The organism is Oleiphilus sp. HI0080, assembly GCF_001635135.1.
The window spans coordinates 20,968-29,015 of the sequence record NZ_LWFU01001062.1 but is presented as its reverse complement, the minus strand read 5'-3'; the positions used below and the strand labels follow the sequence as shown (position 1 = coordinate 29,015).

Genomic DNA, 8,048 nt, shown 5'->3' with positions numbered 1-8,048 from the left:
GCGCGAAAAGTGCGAACCCTGTATAACGGCAAAGTCATTGCGGGTTTTGCCGGAGGCACTGCCGATGCATTCACACTGTTTGAGCGCTTTGAAGCAAAGCTCGAGAAGCATCAAGGTCATCTTGTGAAAGCGGCCGTAGAACTTGCAAAAGATTGGCGTACGGATAGAGCATTACGCAGACTTGAAGCACTGCTTGCAGTCGCTGACAAAGATGCCTCGCTCATTATTACCGGCAATGGCGATGTTATTGAGCCAGAGGACAGCTTGATAGCAATTGGATCAGGAGGCCCCTTTGCGCAAGCAAGCGCAAAAGCGCTGCTCGATAACACAGAATTGAGCGCTCGAGATATCGTTGAAAAAGGTCTCGATATCGCCGCCAGCATTTGTGTCTTCACTAATGACCAACGCACCATCAAAGAACTGAAGTAAAGGGCAAAACACTATGGCCAATATGACTCCTCGCGAAATCGTACATGAGCTAAATCAACATATTATTGGACAAGATGAAGCCAAGCGTGCGGTGGCAATTGCTCTGCGTAATCGCTGGCGTCGCATGCAGTTAAACGAAGATCTTCGAGATGAGGTTTCGCCAAAAAATATTTTAATGATTGGCCCAACGGGCGTTGGTAAAACAGAAATCGCACGCCGGCTCGCAAGGCTTGCTGACGCTCCGTTTGTTAAAGTTGAGGCGACAAAGTTCACTGAGGTCGGTTATGTCGGTAGAGACGTCGATTCGATCATCCGAGATCTCGCCGAAAACTCAATGAAGCTTTTCAGAGAGAAAGAAATCAAACGAGTTGAAATGCGTGCAGAAGATCTTGCAGAAGATCGCATTCTCGACGCTCTGCTTCGTCCCGCTCGATCCGCCGGCAGCTCAATCGTCGACGAACAAATCCAAGAAGAGTCGAGCACCCGGCAGATCTTTCGAAAGAAACTACGCGAAGGAGAGCTTGATGACAAAGAGATCGACATCGAGCTCAGCAGCGCTCCAGTCGGCGTTGAGATCATGGCTCCTCCCGGCATGGAAGATATGACGAATCAACTGCAAAGCCTGTTTTCAAACATGACAGGGGATAAGAAAAAGAGCAAAAAACTCAAAGTCTCAGATGCCTTCAAACAATTAAAGCAAGAAGAAGCTGCGAAACTGATCAACGAAGAAGAAATCAAAGCGGCAGCCGTCAAAGCGGTTGAACAAAACGGAATTGTCTTTCTTGACGAAATCGACAAGGTAGCCAAACGTTCTGAAACCGGTTCGGGCGAGGTGTCACGTGAAGGCGTGCAGCGTGACTTGCTTCCTTTGATTGAGGGCAGCACCGTCACAACAAAACTCGGTCCCGTTCGCACAGATCATATCCTGTTTATCGCCTCTGGCGCTTTTCACCTTGCCAAGCCTTCCGACCTTATTCCAGAGCTACAAGGGCGTTTGCCGATAAGGGTTGAGTTAAAAGCCCTTAGCACCAATGACTTCAAACGTATTCTCACCGAGCCAAACGCGTCATTAATCGACCAATACGTGGCACTGATGAAAACAGAAGGTCTAGAACTTAGCTTTTCTGAAGAAGCGATCGATCGCATCGCCCACATAGCGTGGAAGGTAAATGAAAGCACCGAAAACATCGGAGCCCGCCGCTTACATACCGTTTTGGAACGACTGTTGGAACAAGTCTCATTTGATGCAGGCGATAAAGTCAGAGACGACTTTGAAGTAACAGCAAACTACGTAGACGAGCAGCTAAATGAAGTCGCCGAAGATGAAGATCTCAGCCAATACATCCTATAAAGCGCCATGATCCCTTCAAGAGTTGAGGCAAAACAACAATCTCGGGTACTGTTATTACAGTACCCAGATGGTACTAGCCACGAGCTAAGCTTTGAATATCTTAGAGTGCTCTCGCCATCTGCAGAAGTGCAAGGTCATGGTAAGCCGATCCTGCAGTTTGGTAAGAAAAACGTATTACTAAAGGGCGTGGAGCAAGCTGGAAATTACGCCTTAAAACTGGTCTTTGATGATGGGCACGACTCTGGCTTATACACTTGGGACTATTTGCGTAAGCTTTGTGTCGAGAAAGAGCTGCTATGGCAGCGATACCTGAACGATTTGAACAAAGCTGGGCGCTCTAGATAAGACATCCTAACAGCTGCATTTCACCGCCTTTCTTTTCTGACTTCACCTAGTGAATTACTTCCGTGGCTTGCCTTAGTGACCTGCTTTAGTGACTTTCACGAGACGACTTCACATCAGCCACACGAGAGCGTCGTAAGTACTTCTCAAAGCCAGCCTCTTTCAACGCGAGATTCAATGCACTCTGAACGATGTAAGGAGAGTCAAGGGATAACACTTCCTTGAGCAAGTCCTGAGCCCAAGCCAAGCTTATACCGCGAAGAACAGCTTTCACACGCAACAGATTAGACGCATTCATTGATAGCGCGTCATATCCCATGGCCATTAAGAGCACTGCGCCCGCCGGATCGCCCGCTAACTCTCCACAAATACTCAGTTGGACATGCATATCTTTAGAGTCAGCAGCGATTTTGTTCAGCGCCTGCAAAACCGCTGGGTGAAAAGAATGGTAAAGCGAGGCAACGCGCGGATTATTTCGATCAACCGCGAGTAAATACTGGGTTAAATCATTTGACCCAACAGACAGAAAATCAACACGCTCTGCCAGCTCTCGCACCTGATACACGGCCGCCGGCACTTCGATCATGACACCAACCTGCGGCATATTCACCTGATAGCCTTCAGACCTCACTTCATGATACTCGCGGTAAATCAAATGCAGCGCTTCTTCGACCTCATTAACGCTTGAAACCATGGGTAACATAATTCGCAAATTATTCAGGCCCTGACTCGCCTTTAGCATGGCGCGCATTTGAACCAGAAAAATTTCAGGGTGGTCCAACGTGACGCGAATACCACGCCAGCCTAGAAAAGGATTCTCTTCGTCAATAGGAAAGTAAGGCAATGATTTATCACCGCCAATATCCAGGGTACGCATCGTGACTTGGTTTGGCGCGAACGCCTCCAGCTGCTCCCGATAATAAAGCATCTGCTCATACTCACTCGGAAAGCGCTCGTTGATCATGAACGGCACTTCGGTCCGGTATAAACCAACACCTTCAGCACCATGATCCAGTGAACGTACTACATCGGCCATTAAGCCTGTGTTAACCCACGCATGGACGCGATGACCATCAAGTGTCTCACACGGCAAGTCAATAATGCTCTTGAGGTCTTCATCGAGCTCACGGTCCTCATTAAGCACCGCCGAGTAATGATCTTTAAGTTCATCAGAAGGAGAGATCAGGATATCGCCGTTATAACCATCTACGACCATCTCTCGCTGATCAAGCTTGGTCAATGGAACATCGACTAAACCCATAACCGTCGGTATGCCCATTGCCCTCGCAAGTATCGCCACATGAGAGCTTCCCGAACCCTTAATTGAAACAAGCCCGACGAGGTTTTCTCGCGGCACTTCTCCAAGCATGGTTGGCGTCAGCTCATCACTTACCAAAACCGTTTTGTCAGGGTAGGACTGATCGACCACCTCTCGCTCTTGCAAGTAGCTGAGAATGCGACGACCCAAATCTTTTATGTCAACCGCGCGTTCTCGTAGATATGAGTCGCTCATCATCTCAAAGTGGCTCGCGTAATCTTTGATGACATGCTTCAAGGCGGTTTGCGCACAAGATCCCGCACGGATTTTGTCTTGCACCTCTCCAGCCAACGCCTTGTCATCCAGCATCCCGATGTAAACATCAAACAAAGCCTGCTCTTCTGGCCGCAACTGGCTGGACAAACGTTCGCCAACTCGACGGATATCAACTCGCACAGAATCGATTGCACCGTCAAAGAGCTTCAAGTCCGCATCTATATCGCTACTTGATCGCTCAGGGACGGAGTCAAAATCAGCCGGAGGAAACATGACAATGCTCTGACCTATGGCGACACCAGGAGAGCCAGCCACACCTTTGAAAACAAGATCTTGTTCTTTCGTGGCGATTAAGGAAGGACCAATAAAGGCGCTTGTTGCCTCAGAATGGGCAATAATGCCCGCTAGCTGAGCAGAAACAGTCACTAAAAAGGCTTCTTCGCCCTCATCAAAACGCCGACTATTAGACGCTTGTTGAACCACAATAACGCCGAGCACTTTTTTGTGATGGATGATCGGTACGCCTAGAAAGCTTTCGTAGCGCTCTTCGCCCGTCTCTGGAAAATATTTATAGCGATGATGCTCCTGAGCCTGCTCAAGATTAATAGGCTCTTCACGAACGCCTACAAGGCCAACGAGGCCTTCAGAGTAACCAAGCGTCACCTTACCCACGGCATCATCATTTAGCCCTTGAGTAGCCATCAACACATAGCGATTTTGGTTTGCATCCAACAGATAAATGGAGCATACATCTGTTTTCATAGACTCTTGAACACGCGTGACGATGAGCTGCAAAGCCTCGTTCAGGTCTGCAGCTGCGTTGACTTCCTGTACTATGCCACGCAGGACTGCCAGCATTAAATACTTCCTCTAAGAAACTCTAATTAGTATCGAGTAAAAACAAATTGCTCGACAAATCCTTCATTGCCCGTCGGTATACTTCCCGCTTGAATGAGACTACCTGCCCTAACGGGTACCAGTAACTAACCCATTCCCAACCATCAAACTCCGGCGCTTCTCCGTTGCTAAACGAAACCTGCGAGTCTTCGCCTAGCATGCGCAACAAAAACCACTTCTGTTTTTGTCCTATGCAAACCGGATGAGAGTTATGCCTTATCAGTCGTTTCGGTAATCGATACCGAAGCCAGCCATCGGTCTGCGCTATGATTTCGACATCTCGCTCGATCAGCCCAACTTCTTCATGCAGTTCCCTGAAGAGCGCCTGTTCAGGCGTCTCATGAGGCTTAATACCCCCTTGCGGAAACTGCCAAGAATTTTGACCGACCCTACGCGCCCAAAGCACCTCGTTTTTTTGGTTGGCGAGAATAATTCCGACATTTGGCCGAAAGCCGTCAGAATCAATCACAACCTATCCTTTCATAAAAATCGTTTCTTCCATTCTTTCAGAAAAAATAAGGCGCGGCAAACGAAAGCGTCACTACAAATCCGTGCCCAGGCGCTGAGAATCCTCTTGGTATACCCTTAAATCTTGGCCATTTACATCTCCCTTCCGAGTTTTTCATTTTCTCTTTTGGGCAAACTGGTATGCTTAGCAACGTTGTAGAATTTTACTCGGAGTTGATAACGTGGCATTGGCTATATTTGATCTTGATAACACCCTTATCGCAGGAGATAGCGACCACCTTTGGGGTGAGTTTTTAGTAGAAAAAAACATAGTCGATGCAGAGCTGTTTAAGCAAAAGAACGATGAATTTTATCAAGACTACGTGGATGGAAAACTAGACATCTACAAGTACATCGAGTTTTCGCTTTCACCTCTAGCCGAAAATGACATCGCGACACTCGATGCATTGCACGAAGAATTCATGGCCGCCATCATTCGACCAATCATGCTGGCAAAAGCAAAGCAGCTCATTGAAGAACACCGCAAAAAGGGCGATACATTGCTCGTCATCACAGCAACGAATCGCTTTGTAACTGAACCAATCGTAAACGAATTCGGAATCGACAACTTGCTAGCGATCGAAGTTGAGCAAGTCAATGGCCGCTATACAGGTAAAAGTGCGGGTGTACCCAGCTTTAAAGAAGGCAAAGTAACCCGCCTACAAGACTGGCTAAAAGAGACTGGACATGACCTACATGGTGCCTACTTTTACAGCGACTCACATAATGATATCCCGCTGCTCGAGTTAGTGGATACACCGATGGTCGTCGATGGCGATGAGCAACTTCTGGATCATGCAAAGCAAAAGAACTGGAAATGTATTTCTCTCAGAGACTAATCACACAAAAACAATGAAAACGCGAATACGAATGACAGCAACCCGTTACTACGCGATAAGAAGCCTATTTGCGTTCGCCTGCGTGATGCTTAGTGCTTGCAATCCCGCCAAGCCAACTAGCTCTGAACACGAAAAAAACGTAGAGACCTCTCTCGAAGCACAGATGGAGCTTGAGACGACCAGCAAAAATCTGGAGAAGCCTTCTAAGTCACTTGTTCTGGAACTTGAGGCGAAGCTTCTTGATGCTGCGACACAAGCGAATGCGCTCAACACGGAAACCAAGGCCTTTTTAGCGTCACCAACCGAGCAAGGACACGCAGACCTACTTCAAACATACCAAAAAGCACATCAATCTTATCGGCTTGCATCGGCGGTGCTTTTCCTTGCCTCAGGTCAAAGTGCCTCAAACCTGTTAATTGATGCATTTCCAATGCTTCCCGGCTACCTTGATAGCGTTGAGGGCTATCCGAGCAGCGGACTCATACATTCCGAGATGAATATTAACCTTAAGACGCTTGAGGACGAGCACCAATTTAGCGACGAGCTATACCTCACCCTCGGCTTTCACCCCTACGAATTTATCCTGACCGGCGATCCATCTTCCCCAATAGCAGCATGGCGTCGATTTACGATTGAAGGAACGGAAAAACAAAAACTCGCTGCACAACGTCGCTCAGCATATCTCGCACTTCTGGCAACGCAGTTGCAAAACGACATTGAGCAACAAACTCTCTGGTGGCAAAAATCAAAACCGGTTCGCTTGGCGTTCCTAAACGATGAGCGCGTCATGGAAGAGTATCTAGAAAAAGAAAGAGATCACTCAGGGGAATCGGGTGCAAAACACATCAAAGCGTTTTGGCTCAGCCTTGATGCGTTGCAAAAAAGCGAAACGCCACCTATGACTGAGGAAGCACCCGAAAAAACATCGCCTTCAGATAGTTCGTCTCCGGAATAGCTGGAACAATAGGATGGTCCGGCCCCTGAGGAAAACGTTCAATCAACTGAAGCTCCTTCTCCAGCGTTCGGCCAGTTTTTCGAACAATCTCGAGTAACGTCGACTCCTGCAAATGCATCGAACACGAGCCGGATACGAGCAGACCGTCCTTATTAAGCAAGCGCATCGCAATCTGGTTCAGTCGCTGATAGGCGATCTCACCGGCTTTTTGATCCTTACGGCGCGGAATAAACGCTGGCGGATCGGCAATCACCACGTCAAAGCGCTCTCCCTGCTCGCGTAACGCCTTGCACACTTCAAACACATCGCCCTCGATACTCGTTACCTGATCCTGCAAACCATTGAGCTCTGCATTCTTATGCACATAGTCTAAAGCCAAACGTGAGCTATCAACGCATGTCACCTCTGAAGCACCAAATGCCGCCGCTTGAACACCCCAACCACCAACATAACTAAAAAGGTCTAGAACCTTTTTGCCTTTCACATATGGCTTCAGGGCTGCTCGCCCAAGTCTATGATCATAAAACCAGCCGGTCTTCTGACCTTGCTGAACGGGCGCAACGAAGCGGACTCCATTCTCAACGAGCTCCGCCTCTTGTAACTCACCTGTAGCCTGCTCTACATAATTCTCTAGACCTTCTGACTCTCGCATCTTGCCATCGTTTTTGAACAACACCGAACGTGGTTTGAGCTTTTTCTCTAGCACCGCCAGAATATCGTCCTTTAACATCTCCATACCGGCGATAGATATTTGAACCACAAAATCTTGGTCAAAACGATCAATCACCAAGCCTGGCATGCCATCGCTATCACCAAAAACGAGACGATAGCAAGGCACATCAAAGCGTGTTTCGCGAAGAGACAAAGCAATATTTAGGCGATGCGCGATCAAAGACCGATCAAAAACCGCTTGCTTATCGCGACTAAATAAACGACCACAAATAAGCGTATTCGGATTGACGAAAGCAACGCCAAGAAATTGCCCAGAGTGCGACTCAATCGTGCATTGTTCACCAGCGGCGAATCCTCTCAAGGGCGTTTTCTTAACGTCAACCTCGTTGCTGTAGACCCAAAGGTGGCCTTGCTTTAAGCGTTTTTCAGCGCCTTTTCTTAGAATCATCGTTTGCATTGTCTAGCCCCATTTAGGCGAAAAAAAACGCACACGCTGATGACAGCATGCGCGTCTTGATACTG

General features: G+C 48.0%; 8 protein-coding genes. 5 read left to right on the top strand and 3 right to left on the bottom strand.

Features of this window, described 5'->3' with window-relative positions:
* The 3 genes from hslV to A3751_RS19780 form a co-directional block, all read left to right on the top strand.
* A partial coding sequence (gene hslV / locus A3751_RS19790) for an ATP-dependent protease subunit HslV (protein WP_068458655.1) occupies positions 1-429 on the top strand: 429 nt, incomplete at its 5' end.
* 13 nt (positions 430-442) lie between these two features.
* A complete protein-coding gene (gene hslU / locus A3751_RS19785) occupies positions 443-1,780 on the top strand; it encodes an ATP-dependent protease ATPase subunit HslU (protein ID WP_068458654.1) in 1,338 nt (445 codons plus the stop codon).
* Between the two features lie 6 nt (positions 1,781-1,786).
* On the top strand, positions 1,787-2,125 hold the full coding sequence (locus A3751_RS19780) for a gamma-butyrobetaine hydroxylase-like domain-containing protein (protein WP_068458653.1): 339 nt from the start codon (positions 1,787-1,789) through the stop codon (positions 2,123-2,125).
* Between the two features lie 85 nt (positions 2,126-2,210).
* Here A3751_RS19780 and ptsP read toward each other — a convergent pair whose 3' ends face one another.
* Both ptsP and rppH read right to left on the bottom strand, forming a co-directional pair.
* Positions 2,211-4,514 carry a phosphoenolpyruvate--protein phosphotransferase gene (gene ptsP / locus A3751_RS19775; RefSeq protein ID WP_068458652.1) on the bottom strand — a complete coding sequence of 768 codons (2,304 nt, stop codon included), beginning with the start codon at positions 4,512-4,514 and terminating at the stop codon, positions 2,211-2,213.
* A gap of 22 nt (positions 4,515-4,536) precedes the next feature.
* Entirely contained in the window at positions 4,537-5,022 is a 486-nt protein-coding gene (gene rppH / locus A3751_RS19770; protein WP_068458651.1) for an RNA pyrophosphohydrolase, read from the bottom strand.
* A gap of 220 nt (positions 5,023-5,242) precedes the next feature.
* Between rppH and A3751_RS19765 the strand changes: the two genes are divergently transcribed.
* On the top strand, positions 5,243-5,899 hold the full coding sequence (locus tag A3751_RS19765; protein ID WP_068458650.1) for an HAD family phosphatase: 657 nt from the start codon (positions 5,243-5,245) through the stop codon (positions 5,897-5,899).
* 31 nt (positions 5,900-5,930) lie between these two features.
* Positions 5,931-6,854: an imelysin family protein gene (locus A3751_RS19760; protein ID WP_068458649.1), complete on the top strand. Its 924-nt coding sequence runs from the start codon at positions 5,931-5,933 to the stop codon at positions 6,852-6,854.
* On the opposite strand, the gene A3751_RS19755 is transcribed toward A3751_RS19760, so the two are convergent.
* Positions 6,796-7,983 (bottom strand): class I SAM-dependent rRNA methyltransferase, encoded by a 1,188-nt coding sequence (locus tag A3751_RS19755; RefSeq protein WP_068458648.1) that lies wholly within the window; start codon positions 7,981-7,983, stop codon positions 6,796-6,798. The genes A3751_RS19760 and A3751_RS19755 overlap by 59 nt on opposite strands.
* Positions 7,984-8,048 lie beyond the last annotated feature (65 nt).

Bases quoted from the DNA above. Each gene is read 5' to 3' on its own strand.
- hslU (WP_068458654.1), top strand. From the start codon at position 443: ATGGCCAATATGACTCCTCGCGAAATCGTACATGAGCTAAATCAACAT.
- A3751_RS19780 (WP_068458653.1), top strand. From the start codon at position 1,787: ATGATCCCTTCAAGAGTTGAGGCAAAACAACAATCTCGGGTACTGTTA.
- ptsP (WP_068458652.1), bottom strand. From the start codon at position 4,514: ATGCTGGCAGTCCTGCGTGGCATAGTACAGGAAGTCAACGCAGCTGCA.
- A3751_RS19760 (WP_068458649.1), top strand. From the start codon at position 5,931: ATGACAGCAACCCGTTACTACGCGATAAGAAGCCTATTTGCGTTCGCC.
- A3751_RS19755 (WP_068458648.1), bottom strand. From the start codon at position 7,983: ATGCAAACGATGATTCTAAGAAAAGGCGCTGAAAAACGCTTAAAGCAA.